Genomic DNA, 22496 nt, shown 5'->3' with positions numbered 1-22496 from the left:
CACTTGAGATCGAATGGCACAAACGGGTTGTGCCATGCGTGTTCCTATTTAGCGAAGAGCTGGCTCATATCCTTGAACGCCTTGAATTCAAGAGCGTTGCCGCACGGGTCAAAGAGAAACATGGTGGCTTGCTCGCCTACTTGGCCTTTAAACCGAATGTACGGTTCGATCACAAACTCGGTACCAAACGACTTCAGACGTTCGGCCAGCGCTTCCCATTGTTCCCACCCCAAAATGATGCCGAAGTGCGGAACCGGGACATCGTGTCCGTCGACCGGGTTGCTGTGAACGCTCTCTTGTGAGGCTGTTTTCGGATGTTCGTGGATCACCAGTTGGTGACCATAAAAATCGAAATCGACCCATTGCGTGCTGGAGCGCCCTTCTTCAAGACCAAAGACCTCACCGTAGAAGGTGCGCGCCGCAGCCAGGTCATAAACAGGGATCGCGAGGTGAAATGGCGAGAGGCTCATCAGAACTCCAAATATTTTTTGTTGGTTGGCGAACATTTCCACCGTCATCAGCTCTCTGGGTTCAGCCGGTGCCGGGGATGGAAAACATCCTAGGACGGAAAACCAAACATAAAAATCAATATATATTTCTCAGAAACACAATTAATATTTGTGAATGATCAAAGAACTGAAAACACTCATTGCGGTGGCGCGGGAAGGCACATTCGCTGCTGCCGGGAACAAAATCGGCCTGACCCAGGCCGCTGTCAGCGCGCAGATTCAGCGCCTGGAAACCGAACTCGGTTTTGAGATTTTCGACAGGAAAGGACGTTCGGCCCATCTGAACAAAATGGGTCACCAGATACTTCTGCAGGCGCAGGAGTTACTCAGGCTATACGACGATCTGGGTTCCACTGCGCTGGGCCAACCTACCAACATACTCATCAACATCGGTGCGATCGCATCCGTGCAACGTTCCTATTTGCCCGATGCGCTGGCGAAGTTTCACCAGCAGTGTCCGCAATGTCGCACACGTGTCATTCCAGGGCTTTCAATGGAGATGGTGAACCTCGTAGACGCCGGCGAAATCGACATGGCTGTCATCATTCGACCGCCCTTCTCTCTTCAAAGTGACCTGCGCTGGACGACGCTGGCGCGAGAGCCCTACCGACTGATCGTGCCACGCGAGCTGGAGGGAAATGACTGGTCGGAACTGCTGTCCAGCCAGCCATTCATTCGCTATGACCGATCATCTTTCGGCGGCCGGCAGGTTGATCGTTTCCTGCGACAGATGCATTTCACCTTGCAGGAAGTTTGCGAACTGGATGAACTGGAGGCCATCATCAAACTGGTGGAAAAAGGTGTAGGCATAGCGCTGGTGCCACAGACAGAGCCCCATCAGGAATGGCCCGCAGGTGTACGAGCGATCGATTTGGGACAGCACACCTTTCACCGGGATATCGGGCTGGTACATCGATCTCGACAGAGTTTCACCGAGCCTGTGCGAATTTTGGCTCAGCTTATAAGTGATCAGGCAGCTGAATGTCTTTCGCATGAGAAGCGTTAAAGCCCGTCCATTTCACTCTCGTCGCAGAAGAGTATGGGGAGCAATGCCGAAGGTCTTGCGAAAAGCGTGGCTGAAATGAGAGAAGTCCGAGAAGCCGAAATCCAGCGCCGCCTGGGAAATGCTACGGACTTGACCACGCTCGATCGCGTCGCGGCTGGCGAACAACCGTGCCTTCCAGATTTCCGCGACCGGCGATTTCTGATGGCGGGCGAAAGCGCGCGTCACTGTGCGCGTGGAGACATGGTGAGCTTGAGCAATGCGCTCGAGTGAAAGATCCGCCTCGGTCAGATACTGGTGGATGTAATTCATGATCCGGCCATACAGGTCCAGCTCGTCATGCGTCTGCTTCAAATCCTGGAGTTCCAGGCTGACCACCAAGAGGTCGAGCAACGTGCTGGAATAACGACTGGACAGGCCTGGTTTTTGGAAGCCTGAAGCCATGCTTGCGGCCTGGCGCAACATTTCGCGTAACGGAATTACCCCTGGGCGACGATCATCCAGAACCATGGCGGTGCACTCCGCTATGCCGGGCAGCCGCTGGCTGAGCAATTGCCGCGGAATGCGCACAAGGTGGTTATCGGTACCACCGAAGCTGAATCTGAAGGGCTGGGATGCGTCATAAAGGAACAGATCGTCCGCTGCCAGCTTCGTCCGCCGGTCAGCCTGCTCCAGTTCGCCATACCCGCTGCGGGTAAAGCCCAACCATAAATCGTCATTCGGGTCGCTGCGCAGGTGCTGGGCGGTCCGCTCCCAATAATGCAAGGGTGCGGACAACGTGCAGATGTCCAATGCCCCCATGCCATGCACCTCCAGCGCCCCGTCGAAATCGCTCTGCGCCAGCAGTTTGCTGTCTGCGTCCAGGCAATGGTGACACACCACCTCCTTCCAGTAATCGAACCGTTGGGGCGCCGTGACGGCAAGCGTTGAATACTGACATGTCTGGCTCATTGCATGGACCTCGCGGCGGCGGTTCAACAAAAAAGCGTGGTAACGTTTTTTGCGAGCTCAGCAATTATCAGGCCATCTGCTCAGTCTCACGCCCAGCGCTTAGCCGCGCCGCGAGATCGCCCTCCGCACACTTGGCAGACAGTGCCTCCCCAGCACTTCCCCTGCAACTTTCCCGAGCATTTCGTCCCTTGTTTCACAAGCCCCGCACCATCACTGCGCATCGATGAGCTGGCCATTTACGGCTGTCCTTTTTAACCAAACGGTTGTCCATTCGAGCCAAGCACATCCCATCTCCCCTCGATAATTTTCACTCCATGCCGTGTCGCTCCCGACACCAATGACGAGGTGCCTCATGCAACGACGAGAACAGCAGCGACTGTCCGATTCGTCCTGGTTTTTACAGCGCTGGGACATGGCACCCGAAGAGTTCGCCAGTTACCTGGTGCAACTCGGGACCTTGGCGCTGCAACGCCGATGGCGTGGTCCTGATCGCAAAACAACAACATCCACTGGCCTGTAGAACAGCGAACCGTCCGTTTGAGACGGGAATAAAGGAGCCCCCATGGAATCTGCAATCGATAAACATCTGAAATGTCCGCGGACTTTGTCGCGTCGCGTCCACGACGAATACCAGCCACCCTTCCCCATGTTTGTGGGACGGGCTGACGAAAACGTGAAGCAAGTCGTGATGGCTTACCTCGGGGTGCAATTTCGCGAAGAACAACGCGCCGCCGCCCTGCAGGCCATACGCTACATTGACGCCAGCTTCGCCCTCGCCGATGGCCCCGGGCATTACGACCTGACCTACCACCTCGACAATCAGGGGTATGGAAACTTCATCGCCGTGGGCTACTGGCGTGATCCCGTCGCCTATCACCGTTGGCTGCTTTCACCGCCGGTGGCGAATTGGTGGGGCGACGATGCGCGCCTGAGCGAGGGGCTGGGATATTTCCGCGAGGTCATGGCCCCGCGCGCCGAGCAGTTCGAAACACTGTATGCCTTCAAGGACGATTTGCCAGGTGTCGGTGCGGTCATGGACGGCATCAGCGGCGAGATTGAAGAGCACGGCTACTGGGGCTCGGCGCGCGACCGCTTTGCCATCTCCCAGACCGACTGGATGCAGCCGACCAGCGAACTGCAAGTCATTTCAGGCGATCCGGCCAAGGGCGGCAGGGTCGTCGTACGTGGCCACGACAACCTGACGCTGATCCGCTCCGGACAAGACTGGGTCGAAGCCGGCGAGGAAGAACGCGCGCTCTATTTCAACGAGATGCTGCCGCCCCTGCAAGACGGCATGAACTTCCTGCGTGACGAGGGACAGGCGCTGGGCTGCTATAGCAACCGTTTCGTACGCAATATCGACCTCGATGGCAACCTCCTCGACATCGCCTATGACATCGGTCACTGGCGATCGCTCGACAAGCTGGAGCGCTGGGCAGAATCCCACCCCACTCACCTGCGCATTTTCACCACGTTCTTCCGCGTGATCGGCGGTCTTTCGAAGCTGCGGCTGTATCACGAGGTCTCGGTGGCGGATGGTAGCCAGCAACTGTTCGAGTACATCAACTGCCACCCGCAGACCGGGATGATGCGCGACGCACACGTGTCGCCCGCCTGACTCCATCGCTGACTCCACTTTTAGCCCTGCGCGTTGCCTGACTGGCGATAGCGGGGCTCTTTTTGCCCGAAAAAAGGATCTTCGATCATGAAACGGTTCCGCTACCTGGCGCTTGCAGCCCTCCTCCCCAGCCTTTCCTCCCACGCGCTCGAGGTCGATCCTGGCGACTACGAGCCGCTCCCCGTGGGCGCGACCATCGGCGTGGTCTACTACCAGCATGCCAGCACCGACAAAGCCTATTCCAACGGGCACAAGACCAGCTCCGATTTCAACCTGACATCCGACGTCGGCATTTTGCGTCTGCTGCACGTCTACCAGTTGAGCGAGCGGCTGACCATCGAACCGCAATTCCTGTTGCCCTTCGGCCATATCTCGGGCGGTGGAGATGCGTCTGCGCTGGGCGATGCCAGCGGCATCGGCGACCTCATTCTTACTGCGCCACTCAAGTACCGTCTCAACGACGCCAACGACACTCTCGGTGCGACTGCTTACCTGTACGTGCCGACTGGCAACTACGACAAGGACGACGCGCTCAACCTTGGCGAGAACCGTTGGAAATTCGATCTGCAGGCCGCTTACGTCAAGCACTTCACAGAAAAGTGGGCCATCGACCTCGTGGGTGACGCCATCTGGTACGGGGACAACAACGACTACGGCGCCAGCTCAGCCCGTCGCGAGCAGGACGTTTCCTATGGCGCCCAGTTGATGGGGCGCTACATGCCCGACGAGACGACGGCGCTGGCGATCGGCTTCGGCCACAGTTGGGGTGGGGAAAACCAGGTCGATGGTGTCAACCAGGACGACAGGATGGAAACCACCAACGTCCGCGTCACGGCCAGAAAGTTTCTGACCGCCAGGGACCAATTCCAGGTGCAACTTGGACGCGACCTTGCGGTGGAGAACGGCCCCAAAGAGGACTTTCGCATGAACCTGCGCTACGTCAGGGTTTTCTAGCCCCCTCCTCCGCGCAGCCCGTATCCAGCGTGCCAACCGGCTCATGAGATACCCCTGATCTTAAACGGAGTAACCCGACAATGACCGACCAGCAACCCACCGCAGAACAACAACCTTCCCTCTACACCCGTCTTGGCGGCTATGACGCGATTTATCAGTTCGCAGGCGCCGTGTTGAGAAAAACCATGGGCCATCCCGCCATCGGCCACATCTGGGCCCATATGTCGGAATCGACGTTCCAGAAGGAACACATCAATTTTGTCGACTTCCTTTCCGAGCACTGGGGTGGCAGCGCCAAATACAGGGGCAGAGACATGGTCACCGCGCATCGCGGGATGGGGCTGACCGAGGTGCACTGGCAAGCAGTGCTCGATTGTCTGGAGGCCTGCTACGACGACTACGGCCTGGCCCCGGACCTGCGCAAGGAGGTCAATGACTTCCTCATCAAGTTCAAACCGGCGGTGATCGGCAGCCCCTCCTATCGGGATGTGGTACTCGCGCACCCGGAAATGGACCCGGCCAAAGGCATGAAAAGCGTCGGGGTTGTCTGGCCGAAACCCGGGAAGTCGTCCCGAAAACCGACCACGGCCGAATCCGAAGACTGACACGCTCGGCAAAAACCGGCGCCGCCGCAATACGGCGTCCCGCTCAACCAAGTGAATGTCCTTCTCAACCAAGCGCCGCTCAATGTGCGCAGATAGCTTGATACCGCCCGGTCGCGACATCGCCAATCGTGCGCACCGTAACCGGGCTTCTCCGAGACGACGTTTGAACAGACATTGCCAACCCAGCAGGTTGGCACAGGACACAGGACACCCCATGGCCATCATCCGCCCGACGCTCGAACAAGTGCAGGATCTCGCCAGCCGCCTGCACATACAGTTGACTCCCGAGCAAGCCAGCGAATACCTGGCGCTCATGCAATCCAGTTTTGATGCCTACGATCTCGTCGATGAGTTGCCAGACTTCATCCCCCCGGTGTGCTACGAGCGCAGTGCCGGCTACCGCCCTTCAAGTACGGACAATCCGCTGAACGCCTGGTACTACAGAACCGAGGTGATGGGCGCGAGTTCGGGCAAGCTTGCCGGCAAAACGGTTGCGCTCAAGGACAATATCTCTCTGGCCGGTGTCCCGATGATGAACGGTGCCTCGCCACTGGAAGGATTCGTACCGTCATTTGATGCCACTGTGGTGACGCGTCTGCTCGACGCTGGCGCCACTATCCTCGGCAAAGCCACTTGTGAACATTACTGCCTCTCCGGTGGTAGCCATACCTCAGACCCAGCCCCTGTGCACAATCCTTATCGCCGTGGATTCACCACCGGCGGCTCGTCTTCCGGCAGCGCAGCGCTGGTGGCGTCGGGTGAAGTCGACCTGGCTGTCGGTGGCGACCAGGGCGGCTCCATCCGCATTCCGGCAGCCTGGTGCGGCATTTATGGAATGAAGCCCACCTTCGGTCTGGTGCCCTATACCGGCGTCATGGCGATCGAGGCAACTTTCGACCATGTCGGCCCGATGACGAGCAACGTCCGCGATAACGCGCTGATGCTTGAAGTGATGGCTGGAGCGGACGGACTCGACCCGCGCCAGAGCGCGCCCGAGGTCGATGCCTATAGCGATTATCTGGAACGAGGCGTGACCGGGCTGCGGATCGGAATTCTGCAGGAAGGTTTCCAACTCGCTAACCAGGATCCGCGTATCGCAGAAAAGGTGCGCAGTGCTATCGCCCGGCTTGAGGCGTTGGGTGCGCGGGTCGAGGAGGTGTCAGTTCCCGAACACAACCTTGCGGGGGCATTGTGGAGCCCTATCGGCTGTGAAGGCCTGACCATGCAAATGATGCACGGCAACGGCGCGGGTTTTAACTGGAAGGGGCTTTACGACGTGGGCCTGCTGGACAAACAGGCCGGTTGGCGCGATCAGGCCGACGCACTGTCGCCATCACTCAAGCTGTGCATGTTCGTGGGTCAGTTCGGTCTGGAGCGCTACCACGGTCGCTACTACGCCAAGGCCCAGAACATTGCACGCTTTGCCCGGGCCGCCTATGACCGGGCGCTGAATACCTATGACCTGCTCGTCATGCCGACCGTGCCGATCACCGCCCAGCCACTCCCTGAACCGGGCTCTTCCATCACCGAAACCGTCACGCGTGCGTTGGAGATGCTGGGCAATACGGCCGCTCAGGACATTACCGGGCACCCCGCCATGTCGATCCCTTGCGGCCTGGTGGACGGACTGCCCGTGGGGCTGATGCTTGTCGGAAAACATTATGCCGAAGGCACCCTGTATCAAGCGGCAGCGGCATTCGAGGCCTCTGTCGATTGGCGGACGCTGTAAATCGGCGCATCGCGCTGAACGTGAGTAGCAAATTCAGAGGGATCAAAACATGAGCCATACGCACGAACATCATCACGATCACGATCACACCGAGCCCCCCGAAGCCATCGCCCTGCGCGTCAAGGCGCTCGAATCCCTGTTGATCGAAAAGGGTCTGGTCGACCCGACCGCCATGGATGCGCTGGTGGACACTTACCAGCACAAGGTCGGCCCGCGCAACGGCGCTCAGGTGGTCGCCAAGGCCTGGTTCGATCCCGATTACAAAAAACGGCTGCTGGAAGATGCCACCGCGGCGATTGCCGAACTGGGTTTTTCCGGCGTGCAGGGCGAAGACATGGTGGTGGTGGAGAACACCGCGACCGTGCACAACGTGACGGTCTGCACGCTGTGCTCCTGTTACCCCTGGCCAACCCTGGGTCTGCCCCCCGCCTGGTACAAATCCGCGCCCTATCGCTCACGGATAGTCATCGATCCACGCGGCGTACTGGCCGAATTCGGTTTGCTTGTTCCCGATGACAAGGAAGTGCGGGTCTGGGACAGCAGTGCCGAGTTGCGCTACCTGGTACTGCCGGAACGTCCGGCGGGCACAGACGGCTGGAGCGAGGAACGCCTGGTCGAGCTGGTGACGCGTGATGCCATGATCGGTACCGGCCTGGCCAAGACACCGGGCGACGCAGCCTGACCCCGTGAAGGAGAAAACCATGAACGGTGTACACGACTTAGGCGGTATGCACGGGTTCGGCCCGGTGCTCACCAAAGACAATGAACCGGTGTTCCATCACGACTGGGAACGCAGGATCTTTCCGCTGTTTGCCTCGCTCTTCGTCGGCGGCTACTTCAATGTCGACGAATTCCGCCATTGCATCGAACGCATGCAACCGGCGGAATACTTGCAGTCGAGTTACTACGAACACTGGCTGCACGCCTTCGAGACCCTGCTGCTGGAAAAAAGCGTGATCAGCGCTGGCGAACTGCAGGGCACGGTCAAACCGACCTCGCCGACGCAGCCGCCAACGGTGCTCACACCAGACATCGTCGAGGCGGTGACTCTTGGCGGCGCTTCATCCAGGGCGAAGGAGCCGGTCGCCGGCCGTTTCCGGGTCGGTGACCGAGTGCGGACGAAAAATTTCAATCCAACCACCCACACCCGACTGCCACGCTACGCGCGCGGCAAGGTCGGGACCATTGAGATTGCGCACGGTGCGTTTGCCACCCCGGACACGATGGCCCACGGTCTGGGCGAACAACCGCAACAGGTCTATGCCGTGCGCTTCAGTGCAACAGAACTGTGGGGCGTGGCGCGACCGGACAGTGTCTGCATTGATCTGTGGGACAACTATCTGGAGGCCGTATGAACGCCAGCAAGCTTCACATCCCGCCCATCGCTGGTCTGTCCCTTGACGATGAAGACCCGGTGTTCGACAAACCCTGGCAGGCCCAGGCTTTTTCCCTGCTGCTACACCTGCACCAAACCGGTCTATTTCCCTGGAAGGACTGGGTGCAGACATTCAGCGACGAGATCAAGGCAAGCCCGGCGCAACCCGGAGAAAGCATCAACGACGCTTACTACCGGCAGTGGATTGCGGCCATGGAAAGGATGGTCACCGCACTCGGTTTGACCGCTTCCGAAGACATCACCCGGCGCACCGAGGAATGGCAGCAAGCCTACGTGAACACGCCCCATGGACAACCGGTCACGCTGCTCAATGCGAGTTGCCCGCCGCCCCATGGACACGAGCACGAACACCTGCCACGGCGCGAGCCGATTGCGATCAGCCGAGCCGCAAACTGAGACCGCAGTCATCCGTTTTTTTACTGTCGAGGTCGCGAAGCGGCCAAGGAGCAATCGTCATGCATATCGAACCTGATCTGGTGGAAGCCGGAAAACTCTGGCTGAGCTATGTCACTGCCGCAGGTGTCGGCGCCTACACCGTCAAACTCGCTGCGCAAGCCATCGGTGAGCGTGGGGTCTTTTCGCTGCTGGCTCGGACTGTCACTGCCACGGCCCTGGTCTTCAGCTTCTTCGAGCTGCTGCCGCACTATCCGGTCGGTGTTTCCGAGGTGCATCTCATCCTGGGGTCAACGCTGTTTCTGCTGCTTGGCGCTGCACCTGCTGCGGCGGGTCTCGCCCTGGGACTGCTGATTCAGGGCCTGTTCTTCGCGCCATTCGACCTGCCGCAATATGGCATGAACGTCACCACGCTACTGGTGCCGCTGTGCGCAGTCGCTGCCCTGGCCAAACGCATCATTGCGCCCGACACACCGTATGTGGAACTGAGCTACAGACAAGCGCTGGGGCTGTCGACCGCCTTTCAGGCAGGCATTGTCGCCTGGGTGGCGTTCTGGGCTTTCTACGGAAAAGGCTTCACAGCCGAAAACGCCCTGTCGATTCTGTTCTTTGGCAGTGCCTACATGACCGTGATCACCCTCGAACCGCTGCTGGACCTGGCCGTACTGGCCGCGGCCAAGGCCAGCCATCGTCTGCGGGGTAGTTCGCTGCTCGAACGCCGTCTGTACCAGGCCGCCTGAGTCGACGCACTCCAGTCCGCATCAGCCTGCCCCGAGCATTCGAAGAGCGTAATGCTCGGGGTATCAACCGCAGGAACCGCCCCGCGACTGCCGTAGCAGCCGCGAACGCTGAAGATGGTTTCCTATGGCTTACTGATCTTGAACCAGATGGAGTACATCGCCGGCAGGAACACCAGCGTCACGATGGTTCCGACGAACGTGCCGCCGATCAGTGTGTAAGCCAGCGTGCCCCAGAAGACCGAGTGCGTCAGTGGAATGAACGCGAGGATGGCCGCCAGCGCAGTCAGCAGTACCGGGCGAGCACGCTGTACCGTGGCTTCGATCACGGCGTGAAACGGATCAAGCCCGTCTTGCGCGTTGTGATGGATTTGTCCAATCAGGATCAGCGTATTACGCATCAGAATCCCCGACAGGGCGATCAACCCGACCAAGGCGTTGATACCGAACGGCTGCTGGAAGAGCAGCAGTGTCGGCACCACACCCATCAGCCCGAGTGGCGAGGTGAGGAACACCATGATCATTGCCGGTACCGAACGCACCTGCACAATGATGATCAGCAGCGTGACGGCGATCATGATCGGCAGCAGTGGCAAGATCGCTTGGCCGGCCTTGCCCGACTCCTCGATCGCCCCCGATTGCTCGATACGATAGCCCTCCGGCAGCGTGTCGATGACCGGCTGCAGCGCCTTCGTGATCACGCTTGAAACGTCCGGAGGCTGCAAGCCTTCGGCAATGTCGCCGCGCACAGTAATGGTCGGCGTGCGATCACGACGCCGAAGGACGGGATCCTCCATGCGCACATCCACTGTCCCCACTTGCGACAGCGGAATCCGCTGGCCCGCCGTGCCTACCAGCGTAAAGCCTTGAATTTTTGCAGGGTCGAGCCGGATGTCCCCCGCCGCTCGCCCGATCACTTGTACCGAACGGATGTCCTCACGAACGGCCGTGATCGGTACCCCGGCAAGCAGAAACTGCAACTGCTGCGCGACCGCACTGGAGGTCAGCCCCACCGCCTGCAAGCGGTCCTGATCCAGGGTGAAATGCAGCGCGGGTGTCAGCGGCCCCCAGTCAGTATTGACGGTTCGCATCAAGGGGCTCGCCTGCATCACGGTCTGCACCTGAGCGGCAATCTCACGCAATCTAGAGGGATCAGGCCCCATCACCCGGTAAGCGACAGGAAACGGTGAATACGGACCAAACACCAACTGCGTCACCCTGACCCGCGCTTCTGGAGCCAGCCCTTCGGCGACGGCCTCGCGCAGACGGAGCTTGAGGACTTCCCGTGCCTCCTGACTCTGCGTCAACACCACAATCTTCGCAAAAGACGGATCAGGCAGTTCCGGCGCCATTGCCAGGTAGAAACGCGGCGCACCTTGTCCGATATAGGCCGTGACGATTTTTGCTTCATTCTGCTTTTGCAGCCAGGCTTCGACTTTGGCGGTGGTGATACTCGTCTGCTCGATGGCGGTTCCATAGGGCATCTGCACTTCGATCAACACTTCGGGGCGATCCGAGGTGGGGAAGAACTGCTTCTTGACCAAGCTCATGCCGACAACGGCAAGGACAAACGTCGCGATAACGGTACCGGCGACCAGCCATTTGCGGGCAATGACGCGCGTCAAGATCCGGCGGAAGCGGTTGTAGTTGGGCGTGTTGTAAATGGCCGCGTGACCACCTTCGACCTGTTTGATGTCCGGCAACAGCTTCACGCCCAGATAGGGGGTAAAGGCCACCGCAACCACCCATGAGGCAATCAGGGCAATGCCTACGATCCAGAACATGTTGCTGGTGTACTCGCCAGCGGTCGATTGCGCGAAGCCGTTAGGCAGAAAGCCGATAGCGGTCACCAGCGTGCCGGAAAGCATCGGTGCGGCAGTGTGACTCCAGGCATACGCGGACGCTTTGATGCGGTCGTAGCCCTCCTCCATTTTCACCACCATCATCTCGATCGCAATGATGGCGTCGTCCACCAGCAGTCCAAGCGCCAGGATCAGCGACCCCAAGGTGATCCGGTCAAAGTTCTTGCCCGTTGCCGCCATCACCACAAACACCACGGCGAGCGTCAGTGGCACCGCTGCGGCCACAACAATACCGACGTGCCAGCCCATGCTGAGAAAACACACCAGCATCACCACCAGCAAGGCGACGAAGAACTTGATCATGAACTCGTCGACGGCTGAACTGATATTCACCGACTGATCGGTGACCTTGCTGAGTGTCATGCCCAGTGGCATGCCTTCGTTGATCCGGGTGGTCTCCACGTCCAGTGCCTTGCCCAGGTCCAGGCCGTTCCAGCCCTCGCGCATCACCACACCCAATAACAGCGCTTCCTCACCATTGTTACGCAAAAGGAAGGTGGCCGGATCTTCGTAACCCCGCTCGACCGTCGCAACGTCCGAGAGCTTCAAGGTACGTCCCTGAATCGCCAGCGGTGTGTCACGAATCTTCTGCAACTTGTCGAAGGCGCCGTCGAGACGCAGGAAGACTTCTGGCCCCTTGGTTTCAATCGAGCCGGCCGGCGTCAGTACGTTCTGATTGTTCAGCGCGGCAAAAATATCCTGCGGGGTCACCCCCAGTGTGGCTAGCCGCTCATGGGAGAAAGAGACAAAGATGCGCTCGCTCTGCTCACCAATGATGTTGACCTTTTTCACGCCTGGCACATGCAACAGGCGCTGGCGCAGCGATTCGGCATCACGTACCAGCAGGCGCTGCGGCTCGCCTTTGGCTTTCAAGGCAAACAACGCAAAGGTCACATCTGCAAACTCATCGTTGACCATCGGGCCAATCACGCCGGCCGGTAGCTTGATCGACTCATCGTCGAGTTTTTTGCGCGCCTGGTAGAACTCCTCCTGCACTTGGGAGGGCGGTGTACGATCAAGCAGTGTCACCACGGTGAAGGCCAGACCTGGACGAGTGTAGGTTTCCGTGCGGTCGTACCATTTCAACTCTTGCAGGCGTTTTTCCAGCGGCTCGGCGACCTGGTCCTGCATCTCCTGCGCGGTTGCGCCCGGCCACGCCGTGATGACCGTCAGCTGCTTGACCGTAAACGGCGGGTCTTCCGCGCGACCGAGCTGGAAAAACGCGAGGATCCCGGCAACACCGATCAGGAAGATCAGGAACACCGTGATCGAACGCTCGCGAACGGCAAGCGCCGAAAGATTGAAGCGCCCCTGGCTCATGGACGGCTCCCGGCAACCTGGACGTCAGCCTGTTGAGCCAGTCTCACCTCCTCCCCCTCGCGCAGAAGATGTGCGCCTAAAGCGACAACTTGCTCACCGACCTTGAGTTCACCGTCGACACGCGCAATGTCATCGCTCACGCCCAATATCTGCACAGGCCGCCACTTCACCTTGGTCGGGTTGCCAGCAATCACCCAGAGGCCGGGGCCTTTGCCTGGGTCATAAACCGCCGCCAGCGGCACTTGCAACACCTGTGCATTTGCGCGGCTGCCAGCGATCTGCAGCGTAACGGTCGAACCCAACGGCGCATTGGCCAGCGCGCCCTCCAGCACATACCGCGCCTCAAAGGTGCGCGTCATGCGATCGGCCGAATCAGACAGCAGCCGCAGTCTGGCTGTCACGGCACCCGAGGTGTTGCCATAAAGTGTGGCCTGCGCGGTCGAGCCTGCCGCCGGACGTAGCGTCTCGGGCAGGTGCACGATGGCTTCGCGCTGCCCTGCCCGCGCCAGTCGAACCACGGCTTGCCCGGGGCTCACCACTTGTCCTGGCTCGGCCAGCGTCTCCACCACCACGCCATCGGAATCAGCAAGCAACAGCGCATAACCGGACGCATTGCGAGCGACATCAGCCTGCGCTTGCGCCGCGCTCAACTGAGCTTTGGCGGTATCTGCGGCGGCTTTGATCTGATCGTAGGCCGAGGCCGAGATGGCGCCGGCGGCGACCAGGTCGCGATACCGGGCCTCGTCATCCGCCGTCTGTATGGCTCGCGCCCGGGCGGCCATGACCGACTCTTGCTGCGCCCGCGCCTGCAGCCCGAGATCAATCGGGTCGAGACGCATCAGTGGCTGACCTCGTTTGACCGTCTGGCCTGTGTCAACCAGGCGCTCGAGTATTTTGCCCGAGACCCGAAAACCAAGGTCAGCCTCGACGCGGGCGATCACGACCCCCGTGAAAGCACGTGAAGCCTCGGACGCCGCCGAAACCGCAGCGGACCTCACCAACGGGGCATGCGTACGGGGATCGTCAACGACGGATGAGTCGCCACACCCCGTCAGGACGAGCGGCAACAGACAAACGGCAATCGGTACAGCTAGAGGCCGGCGCATAGGTTCCGTTACTCAAGAATAGGACATGGTCGGCATTTTCAGCACGGTGACCATTAATGTCAATGGTCACTCATTTTAAGTTGATGTCGCACATAGACAAGATATCGTTGACCTTAAAGCCGTGACCGTAATTTAATGTGGTCACTTATCATCTTCGTCGCAGGTACCTCAATGCCTCCTGTTCGCCCTATTACGCTTTTGATGGCCGCCAGTTTGATGGCAGGCTGCGCGGTCGGTCCCGACTATCAACGGCCTGCCCTCGCGCTTCCCGATCGTTACCTGAGTCAGCCAGCAGCCGAACAGACGCCGGCAACGGCGCCGGCCCGGCTGGTCAACTGGTGGGAGAGTTTTAACGATCCCGTGTTGACCGGTTTCGTCACCCAGGCGCTGGAACAGAACCTCGATCTGGCACAAGCAGCGGCGCGGGTCACACAGGCACGGGCAGGATTGGGGGCCGCCAATGCCGCTCTGTTGCCCTCGGGGAGCATTGATGGCCAGGCCGCACGCGCCTATCAATCCGTCGAGACGCCGCTCGGCCAGGTGTTGAACTCAACGCCTGGCTATGATCGCTACGGAAGTTCATACGAGCTCAACCTCAATGCCGGCTGGGAGATTGATGTCTTTGGCGGGTTGAGACGCGAGCGCGAAGCCGCACTCGCCGAATACCAGGCCTCTGAGGCGGGCGCGACCGCCACACGCCTGGCCATTGCAGCGCAGATGGCCGATATCTACATCACCCTCCGTGGGTTGCAGGCGCGACTGGAGATTGCCAACCGTCAAGTCGAAACCCAGCAGGGACTGCTGGAGAAAGTCCGCCTGCTCTACGGCAAGGGCCTCGCTGCCCGCTATCAGGTTCAACAGACTGAGGGCGCGCTGGCGCAAGTCCAGGCGAGCGTGCCAGTGCTGCAGACCGGCCTGGATGCTGCCATGAATGCGCTGGACGTGATGCTCGGCACCCCGCCGGGGACTCACCGCACGCAACTGGCCGGTACGGCGAGCATTCCTGTTGTGCCGCCGATAAACGCCTCGGGAACGCCGGCCGATCTGCTGCGCCGCCGGCCGGATCTGATCGTCGCCGAGCGCCGCCTGGCAGCCTCCAATGCACGCATCGGCGTGGCGATTGCCGAGTATTACCCGAAACTTTCGCTCAGCGCATTGCTCGGTAGCGCCACGGCTGTTTCCGGCGGCAATCTGTTCACCGGTGGCGCCAGTCAGTCGGCGGCGGTCCTTGGGTTGCGCTGGAGACTTTTTGACGTAGGCCGGATAAACGCGCAGATCGATCAGGCCAAAGGACAGGAAGCCGAAGCGCTGGCCGCTTATCGTCAGTCGGTGTTACGCGCCACTGAGGATGTCGAGAATGCCTTCTCCGCCCTGGTGAACCGCAACCTTCAGGCCACCACGCTCGCGGGAGGCGAGGCTTCTCTGACCCAGGCTCGCCAAGCGTCTTTTATTGCCTATGGAAAAGGCACCGCGAGCCTGATTGATGTGCTCCACGCCGACGAAACGTTGCTCCAGGCTTCAGATGCCCGTGCGCAAGCGCGGACAGAATCGGCGCGGGCTGCGGTCGCGGCATTCAAAGCGCTCGGCGGCGGCTGGCAAGTTCCTGAAACCCTGCCTGTTGCGTCGCGATGAAGTTCGCCAGCTTTGCAAAGAATTTGGCTCGACAGTACGCAGCAAAAGGTCGATCGCGGTTTTGACGTGGGCCACGCCACGGCGTTTTCATCAGAACCTGATGGCCAAAGTCATGGGGGTTTGACCTACAAAAAAGGGCCAACCTCTCTGCGAGAATCGGCCCGATCAACATGCTCTTGCGCGTGTGGGGTCGGGAGGCAGCACGCACTCCCGGCCCCACATTGTGAGTACCGTCCTCAGCTAAAAACGGTAGCTGACAGACGTACCGAGCCCGCTCGCACTGTTCTTGTACCTGGCGCTGTAGGCACCTCTGGATGGCGAGCTGTCGTTGACCTTCACGCTCTCCTCCCAGAGATAGGAGTAAGCGAAGTCGATGGTGACATTTTCCACCGGCGTCCAGCCCGCACCGAAGCTGATAACCTTTCGATCGCCCGTAGGAATACGGGGGCCGCGATTGGTATTGTTGGCGGGTGATTGATCTACCGAAAACCCGCTACGCAACACCCACTGGCTATTCAATTGATAAGCGGCACCGATGGCGTGTGCCCACGTGTCATGCCAGTTCTGCTCTTCGCTGATCGTCCCCAATTGACCGCTCAGCAACGGCGGCAGGCCGCTGTTTTCGATCGTCAGCTCCTTGAAGCGACTCCAGCGCGTCCAGGTGCTACCGACATAGAGCGTCCAGTCGTTATTGAATTGATGCGTGGCCGAAAAATCCACCGACTCCGGCGTATCCACATCCAGCGATGCGTCATAACTGCGGCCGCTTACGCCCAGCACGCTGAAGATGCCATCGGTGACCTTGGTTTTCGCATCCAGGTGGTAACTGACTTTGGAGTGATAAGTCAGCCCCAGGCGGGTCTGATCTGTCGCCTGCACCAGCACACCTGCGTTGAAGCCCAGCGCGGTGTCATCACCCGTGCTTTTGAGCTTGCCGTCATTGCGCCCCGGGGTTAATGGATTGGGCACCATGCCCGATATCTCTCCACCGATACGGTTGATAGTCGGACCGAAACCGATCGAGACTTTTTCGTTAAAGGCGTAACTGATGGTCGGCTGGAAAGTCAGCGTGGTGACTTCGCTCTTGTTGGCGTAATAGCGTCCGGCAAACCCACTGCCGTAGTCGGTGATCAACCCGAAAGGTATATAAAACCCGACGCCGAATGCCCAGTGCTCATCGATGGGTTTGACGTAATAGCCCATCGGTACGGTGGTCGTGGGCACCATGTCGCCGTCTTCCTTGCCAGCGAACGTACTGCGAGTCCGGCTGATATCGGACTTGGCGAACAATGTCGCCGCCCCCACGCTGACCTGCTCTTGTTTAAGTCGCGCCATGCCCGCCGGGTTGCCGTAGATCGTACTGGCGTCTTCGGCCGATGAAGATCGCCCGGCAAACCCGGACCCCATCCCGCTGATGCTTTGTTCGTTGAGTGCAAAGCCACCGGCCAGCACATTGGAAGACGCAAGCACGACGGCCAGGCCCACGGGGCTCTTGAGCATTGTTTTTTTCATTATCGGGACTCTATGGAGATCACTGGAATAGAACATCGAACTACAGCGAAGCCATATTATCCATGTGACCAATTCAGTCAATGGTCACGAAGGGCGAAATGTTGCGCCCCCCCGGCACTCATTGGCCGGGAACGGAAAACGTCATGAGGGGGATGTGGTTTTGACTCGAATCGACTGACAGATTTGACCAGCGACAGTCAGGGCATGAGGCTGCGCAGGATGAGGTTGGAGGTCAGCGTGGGCGCTTGCTCGATGAAATCCAGATTGTGCTGCAACAGCAAGGGGTTGACGAAAGGTCGCAGCGCCAGATCGATCGCCTCGACAGTCTCGTCCAGTGGAGTCTTGCGCTCGAACTCCCCCGCTTCTCGTCCTTGCCGCACGATGTCGACAATAAAGTCTTTGATCTGTGCTTCATACACCTGGGCACTGTGCCAACGCTCCGAAGCGGAAAACGCCGCGATGTCGTAAAGCTTGCGGTCGTTGAAGAACAGGTTCACACCCGTGGCAATGACGGTTTTTACCAATCTGCGCAAACGCTCGGTCGCCGAAAGAGATTCTTCGTTAACGGCCTGTTCGACGGCTGCAACGATTTGCCCCAGACAACTGGCGCAAATGGCTTCGCCAATCGCCTGTTTCGAGTCAAAAAATTTATAGATGTACGCCTTGGAAAAACCGATGGCCTTGGCCAGGTCGGAAACCGTGGTTTTCGCGTAGCCATACTGGCTGAAGTGTTCATTGGCCGCGGCGACAATCTGGTCACGAATGTCGTGCTCGGCCGGGCCACGAGTGTTTGGCGAGGAGGCAGATATTGATAGCTGATTCATGACAGCAGCTTACTCATCCTATGGCGGGCTGACAACTTGTGACCACACAGGAATAAGGTCACAAGTCTGGCGATTTCAGATGAGGCCAGCCGTTACATCTGCTTGCCGTTACGCGCAGTGATCGCCACGGTAGTCGGCGAATCAGCCAGGGGAACAAAGCGTCGGGTTGAACCATCCAGCGCATCGATGCACCCCGCCTCGATGTCGTAGACCCATCCGTGCAGATTCATGCGCCCTTGCTCGAGCGCGAGGGCCACGGAGGGATGCGTGCGCAGGTTCGCCAATTGCGCGATCACATTTTCCCGGACCAGACCATCGAGCTTCGCGCGCGGTGTGTCGAATTCATGCGCCGCGTTGATCGCTTTCGCAGCGTCCGCGTGACGCAGCCAATTGGCGACCGCAGGAAGATGATCCAGACAGGTGCAGCGCGATATCGCGCCCATCGCTCCGCAGTCCGAGTGCCCGCAGATCACGATGTCCTGTACGCCGAGCACGGCGACAGCATATTCGACGGTAGCCGACACGCCACCGGGTTCGGGACCATACGACGGCACAATGTTGCCGGCGTTGCGGATCACGAATAGTTCACCGGGTTCGCGCTGTGTAAGAAGCTCAGGCACTACACGACTGTCCGAGCAAGTAACGAATAACGCCTTCGGATTTTGTGAGGTCGCAAGTTGCTTGAACAGCTCGACACGTTGCGGATATACCTCACGCTGAAAGCGCAGAAAGCCGTCGATAATGTCACGCATGAAGTTCTCCAAATCCTGATGCCGGATGCTTGCAAAAGTACTCGATATAAAAGGTCGTGGGTGTTTTCAGCGCTGCAACAGCCGCTTCGTCATCACCATCGACGTCTGCAGCGACTGCCCCGTGCGCTGCAGTTTGTTCAACAAACTGGCACCCAACCAGAGTTGGTACAGGGTTTCTGCCAGTTGCCGAGGGTCAGTCTGCGGCAAACTTTTATCCAACTGCCCTTCTTCCAGGCACGTCGTGATGCGCGCAACGATGCGCTCGGCGCCGTCGCGCAAGGTCAGGCGCATCGACTCGGACAGGTCGGCGACTTCCGCGCTCAACTTCACCACCAGGCATTCATCACCATGGCCTTCCAGGGTGCAGCGGTTCTGCCAGCCCTGCCAGTAATCCATCAGCCGCTCATAGGCACTGAGCCCAGGCAGAGTCAGGCGTCGCTCCATATCTGCCAGGTAGCCGACAAAGTAATCCTCCAGCAGTGCCTGGCCGTAGAGTTCCTTGGATTTGAAGTAGTGATAGAACGAGCCCTTGGGCACACCGGCGGTCTGCAGGATCTCGCTCAGGCCAACGCTGGTGAAGCCCTTTTCGGCCATCATGCGGTGGCCAGTGTCGAGCAGGTGTTGGCGGGTATCGTCGTAGGTCGGTTTCATGGGGCGCAAAATACCAAACATTAGACCAGTCGTATATTTCTGATGAGCAGGAGTTTGCCACAGTGATGGCGCGGAAACACGGGCGTAAAAATTTACTAGACGACCGGTCTATTATGAATCTATTCTGTGCCTGTCACTCCTTCCGAGGTGTCGCAGACGAACCCGTCGAGGACACCAGACCAATACAGGGCGCTCTATGAAAATCTTGATGGTTCTGACTTCCCACGATCAGCTTGGCAACACCGGCAAGAAAACCGGCTTCTGGCTCGAAGAATTCGCGGCCCCCTACTACGCCTTCAAGGATGCCGGCGCGCAGATCACTCTGGTATCGCCGGCCGGCGCCCAGCCACCGCTCGATCCGAAAAGCGATGAGCCCGATGCGCAAACCGCTGAAACCGATCGCTTCCGCAAGGACCCTGCTGCTCAGCAGGCGCTGGCCAATACCGGGCGCCTGGCGGATGTCAGCGCCGAGGATTTCGATGCCGTGTTTTATCCCGGTGGCCATGGCCCACTGTGGGATCTGGCCGAAGACAAACACTCGATTGCGCTGATCGAAGCGTTCGACCGCAGCAACAAACCTCACGGTTTCGTCTGCCATGCGCCGGGCGTTCTGCGTCACGTGGTGGCTGCAGATGGCAAACCGTTGATTCAAGGCCGGGACGTCACCGGTTTCACCAACGCTGAAGAAGCCGCTGTAGGCCTGACCGATGTCGTGCCGTTCTTGATCGAAGACGAATTCCAGCGTCTCGGCGGTCGCTACTCCAAGGTCGCTGACTGGCAGGTTCACGTGGTGACCGATGGCCAACTGGTGACGGGTCAAAACCCGGCCAGCTCGGCAGCCGTCGCCGAAAAACTGCTGAAGCTGTTGGCCTGAGCCATCCACCGCTCCAGACACCGTGCGCATCCCGCACGGTGTTTTTTTACCGCATTGCTAGTCGACTGGTCTAATAAGGCCAAAACAGGAATCACATGAAAAACAGCCCTTACTTCACCCCCGTCAAACTGGGCCTGCACACCCTGAAGAACCGCATCGTCCTGCCGCCCCTCACCCGCCAGCGCAGCACACAACCGGGCAATGTCGCCAACGCATTGATGGCCGAGTATTACCAGCAACGCGCCGGCGCCGGTCTGCTGGTTACCGAAGGCACGCAGATCGAGCCTCGCGGTCAGGGCTACGCCTGGACTCCCGGCATTCACACCCCTGAGCAAATTGCCGGATGGCGCACAGTCACCGAAGCGGTGCATGCAAAGGGCGGCGTGATATTCGCCCAACTCTGGCACGTCGGACGTGTGTCCCACACCGCGCTGCAACCCGATGGGGCGGCCCCGGTTTCAGCGTCCGCCATCGCCACCGAGCGAGTCAGCGTGTTCATCGAAACTGCGCCGGGCACCGGCGAACTGGTTACGCCATCCGCGCCGCGAGCACTGAGCACCGATGAAGTCCAGGAACTGGTTCAGCTCTATATACAGGCGGCGCGCAATGCGATGGACGCCGGCTTCGACGGGATCGAACTGCACTGCGCCAATGGCTATCTGGTGAACCAGTTCATTTCTGCCCACAGCAATGTGCGCACCGATCAATACGGTGGCTCGCTGCACAATCGCCTGCGCTTTCTGCGCGAAGTGGTGTCGGGTGTCGCCGAGTGCATCGGTAAAGAGAAAGTCGGTGTGCGTTTCGCGCCGCTGTTCACCACCACCGATGAAGCGCGCACCTATCTGGGCATGGTCGAAGAGGATCCGCACACCACTTACATCGAAGCGATCAAAGTGCTTGAGGATGTGGGCATCGCCTACCTGTCCATCGCCGAAGCGGACTGGGACGACGCGCCCGCGATGCCGCAAACCTTCCGCCGTGCAGTGCGCGATACCTTTAGTGGCGCGATCATCTACGCCGGGCGTTACAACGCTGAATCCGGTGCGCAATTGCTTGAATCGGGACTGGCGGATCTGGTGGCTTTCGGCCGTCCGTTCATGGCTAACCCGGACCTGCCGGCGCGCATCGCCAATGACTGGCCGCTCAATCCACTGAATCCCGCGACGGTCTACGGCGGCAATGCCGAAGGCTATGTGGATTACCCGACCTACAGCGAATAACTCCGCGAATTCGCACAGCGCTCCCACTCACCGGGAGCGCTTCCTCCTCTCCCCCGCTACACCCGCAACCTCGCGCGCTGCGCTGCGAGGTTTTCGCATCTGCACAAAAAAGATTGCCGATTGATTGTCAGGTTTATTTTTTCAGCCTATCTTGAATAAAACCTATACAAAGCACTTCTTTACGTACAACTCTTCCGCTACGGATTGGCCCCCACGCACAGCACTGCCGCGAGCACCCTGAATGAACCCACTACTAGCCAGCCATTACCGCGAAATCCTCGTCGGCGTCGGTGAGAATCCCGAGCGCGAAGGTCTGCTCGACACACCCCAACGTGCGGCCAAAGCGATGCAGTATCTGTGCAACGGCTACTCGATGAGCCTGGAAGACGTCACCAACGGTGCCCTGTTCGAATCGCAAAGCGATGAGATGGTCATCGTCAGTGACATCGAGCTCTATTCCTTGTGTGAGCACCATATGCTGCCTTTCATCGGTAAGGCACACGTGGCGTACATCCCCACCGGCAGGGTGCTGGGACTGTCGAAAGTAGCGCGCGTGGTGGACATGTTCGCCCGCCGTCTGCAGATCCAGGAAAACCTCACCCGGCAAATCGCCGAGGCGATTCAGCAGATCACCGATGCCGCCGGCGTGGCCGTGGTCATTGAAGCCAGGCACATGTGCATGATGATGCGCGGCGTCGAAAAGCAGAATTCGATCATGACCTCTTCGGTGATGCTCGGTGCCTTTCGCGACAGCTCCACGACGCGTCAGGAGTTTCTGCAATTGATCGGGCGGCGAAGTTGACTTCCGACCTTCGACAGGCGCGATAAACCTGTACACGATAAATCCA

21 protein-coding genes are annotated in these 22496 nt (G+C 59.3%); 13 read left to right on the top strand and 8 right to left on the bottom strand.

Annotated elements, in window-relative coordinates; genetic code table 11:
- Positions 1–44 precede the first annotated feature (44 nt).
- On the bottom strand, positions 45–470 hold the full coding sequence (locus tag VLA07_RS17080; RefSeq protein WP_039762906.1) for a VOC family protein: 426 nt from the start codon (positions 468–470) through the stop codon (positions 45–47).
- Positions 471–624: 154 nt separating this feature from the next.
- On the opposite strand from VLA07_RS17080, the gene VLA07_RS17075 reads away from it, so the two are divergent.
- Positions 625–1515: a LysR substrate-binding domain-containing protein gene (locus VLA07_RS17075; RefSeq protein WP_333989831.1), complete on the top strand. Its 891-nt coding sequence runs from the start codon at positions 625–627 to the stop codon at positions 1513–1515.
- A gap of 12 nt (positions 1516–1527) precedes the next feature.
- Here VLA07_RS17075 and VLA07_RS17070 read toward each other — a convergent pair whose 3' ends face one another.
- Positions 1528–2463 (bottom strand): helix-turn-helix domain-containing protein, encoded by a 936-nt coding sequence (locus tag VLA07_RS17070; protein ID WP_027611804.1) that lies wholly within the window; start codon positions 2461–2463, stop codon positions 1528–1530.
- A gap of 562 nt (positions 2464–3025) precedes the next feature.
- On the opposite strand from VLA07_RS17070, the gene oxdA reads away from it, so the two are divergent.
- The 8 genes from oxdA (at position 3026) to VLA07_RS17030 (ending at position 9898) form a co-directional block, all read left to right on the top strand.
- A complete protein-coding gene (gene oxdA / locus VLA07_RS17065; RefSeq protein ID WP_097089776.1) occupies positions 3026–4081 on the top strand; it encodes an aliphatic aldoxime dehydratase in 1056 nt (351 codons plus the stop codon).
- Between the two features lie 87 nt (positions 4082–4168).
- Positions 4169–5035, top strand: coding sequence for a transporter (locus tag VLA07_RS17060; protein WP_330205942.1), 867 nt, complete (start codon positions 4169–4171; stop codon positions 5033–5035).
- Between the two features lie 80 nt (positions 5036–5115).
- The gene (locus tag VLA07_RS17055) at positions 5116–5640 is read left to right on the top strand and encodes a group I truncated hemoglobin (protein WP_097089780.1); all 525 of its coding nucleotides are present in this window, start codon (positions 5116–5118) and stop codon (positions 5638–5640) included.
- Between the two features lie 214 nt (positions 5641–5854).
- On the top strand, positions 5855–7369 hold the full coding sequence (locus VLA07_RS17050; RefSeq protein ID WP_333989826.1) for an amidase: 1515 nt from the start codon (positions 5855–5857) through the stop codon (positions 7367–7369).
- Positions 7370–7418: 49 nt separating this feature from the next.
- On the top strand, positions 7419–8051 hold the full coding sequence (gene nthA / locus VLA07_RS17045; RefSeq protein WP_333989824.1) for a nitrile hydratase subunit alpha: 633 nt from the start codon (positions 7419–7421) through the stop codon (positions 8049–8051).
- A gap of 19 nt (positions 8052–8070) precedes the next feature.
- On the top strand, positions 8071–8724 hold the full coding sequence (nthB, locus tag VLA07_RS17040) for a nitrile hydratase subunit beta (protein ID WP_333989822.1): 654 nt from the start codon (positions 8071–8073) through the stop codon (positions 8722–8724).
- A complete protein-coding gene (locus tag VLA07_RS17035) occupies positions 8721–9161 on the top strand; it encodes a nitrile hydratase accessory protein (protein WP_330205947.1) in 441 nt (146 codons plus the stop codon). The genes nthB and VLA07_RS17035 overlap by 4 nt, the downstream gene beginning before the upstream one ends.
- 59 nt (positions 9162–9220) lie before the next feature.
- A complete protein-coding gene (locus tag VLA07_RS17030; RefSeq protein WP_333989819.1) occupies positions 9221–9898 on the top strand; it encodes an energy-coupling factor ABC transporter permease in 678 nt (225 codons plus the stop codon).
- 122 nt (positions 9899–10020) lie between these two features.
- On the opposite strand, the gene VLA07_RS17025 is transcribed toward VLA07_RS17030, so the two are convergent.
- The gene (locus VLA07_RS17025; protein ID WP_333989817.1) at positions 10021–13077 is read right to left on the bottom strand and encodes an efflux RND transporter permease subunit; all 3057 of its coding nucleotides are present in this window, start codon (positions 13075–13077) and stop codon (positions 10021–10023) included.
- On the bottom strand, positions 13074–14183 hold the full coding sequence (locus VLA07_RS17020; protein ID WP_333989815.1) for an efflux RND transporter periplasmic adaptor subunit: 1110 nt from the start codon (positions 14181–14183) through the stop codon (positions 13074–13076). Before VLA07_RS17020 ends, VLA07_RS17025 begins: the two co-directional genes overlap by 4 nt.
- Before the next feature lie 171 nt (positions 14184–14354).
- On the opposite strand from VLA07_RS17020, the gene VLA07_RS17015 reads away from it, so the two are divergent.
- Positions 14355–15815 carry an efflux transporter outer membrane subunit gene (locus tag VLA07_RS17015; RefSeq protein ID WP_333990214.1) on the top strand — a complete coding sequence of 487 codons (1461 nt, stop codon included), beginning with the start codon at positions 14355–14357 and terminating at the stop codon, positions 15813–15815.
- Positions 15816–16055: 240 nt separating this feature from the next.
- Here the strand turns inward: VLA07_RS17015 and VLA07_RS17010 are convergent, their stop codons facing one another.
- The 4 genes from VLA07_RS17010 to VLA07_RS16995 all read right to left on the bottom strand — a co-directional run bounded on the left by VLA07_RS17010 (position 16056) and on the right by VLA07_RS16995 (position 19554).
- Entirely contained in the window at positions 16056–17327 is a 1272-nt protein-coding gene (locus VLA07_RS17010) for an OmpP1/FadL family transporter (protein ID WP_333989813.1), read from the bottom strand.
- Positions 17328–17524: 197 nt separating this feature from the next.
- The gene (locus VLA07_RS17005) at positions 17525–18151 is read right to left on the bottom strand and encodes a TetR/AcrR family transcriptional regulator (protein WP_027611792.1); all 627 of its coding nucleotides are present in this window, start codon (positions 18149–18151) and stop codon (positions 17525–17527) included.
- A gap of 92 nt (positions 18152–18243) precedes the next feature.
- Positions 18244–18903, bottom strand: a complete 660-nt coding sequence (locus VLA07_RS17000; RefSeq protein WP_027611791.1) for a carbonic anhydrase — start codon at positions 18901–18903, stop codon at positions 18244–18246.
- Positions 18904–18969: 66 nt separating this feature from the next.
- Positions 18970–19554: a TetR/AcrR family transcriptional regulator gene (locus VLA07_RS16995; RefSeq protein WP_333989809.1), complete on the bottom strand. Its 585-nt coding sequence runs from the start codon at positions 19552–19554 to the stop codon at positions 18970–18972.
- Positions 19555–19750: 196 nt separating this feature from the next.
- On the opposite strand from VLA07_RS16995, the gene VLA07_RS16990 reads away from it, so the two are divergent.
- From VLA07_RS16990 to folE, 3 genes are all read left to right on the top strand, one after another.
- Positions 19751–20428 carry a type 1 glutamine amidotransferase domain-containing protein gene (locus VLA07_RS16990; protein WP_333989808.1) on the top strand — a complete coding sequence of 226 codons (678 nt, stop codon included), beginning with the start codon at positions 19751–19753 and terminating at the stop codon, positions 20426–20428.
- Between the two features lie 95 nt (positions 20429–20523).
- The gene (locus tag VLA07_RS16985; RefSeq protein ID WP_333989806.1) at positions 20524–21648 is read left to right on the top strand and encodes an alkene reductase; all 1125 of its coding nucleotides are present in this window, start codon (positions 20524–20526) and stop codon (positions 21646–21648) included.
- 241 nt (positions 21649–21889) lie between these two features.
- On the top strand, positions 21890–22450 hold the full coding sequence (folE, locus tag VLA07_RS16980) for a GTP cyclohydrolase I FolE (protein ID WP_097089804.1): 561 nt from the start codon (positions 21890–21892) through the stop codon (positions 22448–22450).
- The last annotated feature ends 46 nt before the right edge of the window (positions 22451–22496 follow it).

The sequence above is a fragment of the Pseudomonas sp. S3(2024) genome (genome assembly GCF_036861315.1).
GTDB classification, from domain to species: Bacteria; Pseudomonadota; Gammaproteobacteria; order Pseudomonadales; family Pseudomonadaceae; genus Aquipseudomonas; species Aquipseudomonas putida_A.
The sequence above is the reverse complement of the archived record's forward strand: the minus strand, read 5'-3'. Positions and strand labels throughout refer to the sequence as shown.

Coding starts and splice junctions, on each gene's coding strand:
- VLA07_RS17020 (WP_333989815.1), bottom strand. CDS start 14,183: ATGCGCCGGCCTCTAGCTGTACCGATTGCCGTTTGTCTGTTGCCGCTC.
- VLA07_RS17080 (WP_039762906.1), bottom strand. CDS start 470: ATGAGCCTCTCGCCATTTCACCTCGCGATCCCTGTTTATGACCTGGCT.
- VLA07_RS17000 (WP_027611791.1), bottom strand. CDS start 18,903: ATGCGTGACATTATCGACGGCTTTCTGCGCTTTCAGCGTGAGGTATAT.
- VLA07_RS17005 (WP_027611792.1), bottom strand. CDS start 18,151: ATGAATCAGCTATCAATATCTGCCTCCTCGCCAAACACTCGTGGCCCG.
- VLA07_RS17015 (WP_333990214.1), top strand. CDS start 14,355: ATGCCTCCTGTTCGCCCTATTACGCTTTTGATGGCCGCCAGTTTGATG.
- VLA07_RS16985 (WP_333989806.1), top strand. CDS start 20,524: ATGAAAAACAGCCCTTACTTCACCCCCGTCAAACTGGGCCTGCACACC.
- VLA07_RS17025 (WP_333989817.1), bottom strand. CDS start 13,077: ATGAGCCAGGGGCGCTTCAATCTTTCGGCGCTTGCCGTTCGCGAGCGT.
- VLA07_RS17050 (WP_333989826.1), top strand. CDS start 5,855: ATGGCCATCATCCGCCCGACGCTCGAACAAGTGCAGGATCTCGCCAGC.
- nthA (WP_333989824.1), top strand. CDS start 7,419: ATGAGCCATACGCACGAACATCATCACGATCACGATCACACCGAGCCC.
- VLA07_RS17010 (WP_333989813.1), bottom strand. CDS start 17,327: ATGAAAAAAACAATGCTCAAGAGCCCCGTGGGCCTGGCCGTCGTGCTT.
- oxdA (WP_097089776.1), top strand. CDS start 3,026: ATGGAATCTGCAATCGATAAACATCTGAAATGTCCGCGGACTTTGTCG.
- nthB (WP_333989822.1), top strand. CDS start 8,071: ATGAACGGTGTACACGACTTAGGCGGTATGCACGGGTTCGGCCCGGTG.
- VLA07_RS17060 (WP_330205942.1), top strand. CDS start 4,169: ATGAAACGGTTCCGCTACCTGGCGCTTGCAGCCCTCCTCCCCAGCCTT.
- VLA07_RS17075 (WP_333989831.1), top strand. CDS start 625: ATGATCAAAGAACTGAAAACACTCATTGCGGTGGCGCGGGAAGGCACA.
- VLA07_RS16995 (WP_333989809.1), bottom strand. CDS start 19,554: ATGAAACCGACCTACGACGATACCCGCCAACACCTGCTCGACACTGGC.
- VLA07_RS17070 (WP_027611804.1), bottom strand. CDS start 2,463: ATGAGCCAGACATGTCAGTATTCAACGCTTGCCGTCACGGCGCCCCAA.
- VLA07_RS16990 (WP_333989808.1), top strand. CDS start 19,751: ATGAAAATCTTGATGGTTCTGACTTCCCACGATCAGCTTGGCAACACC.
- VLA07_RS17030 (WP_333989819.1), top strand. CDS start 9,221: ATGCATATCGAACCTGATCTGGTGGAAGCCGGAAAACTCTGGCTGAGC.
- VLA07_RS17055 (WP_097089780.1), top strand. CDS start 5,116: ATGACCGACCAGCAACCCACCGCAGAACAACAACCTTCCCTCTACACC.
- VLA07_RS17035 (WP_330205947.1), top strand. CDS start 8,721: ATGAACGCCAGCAAGCTTCACATCCCGCCCATCGCTGGTCTGTCCCTT.
- folE (WP_097089804.1), top strand. CDS start 21,890: ATGAACCCACTACTAGCCAGCCATTACCGCGAAATCCTCGTCGGCGTC.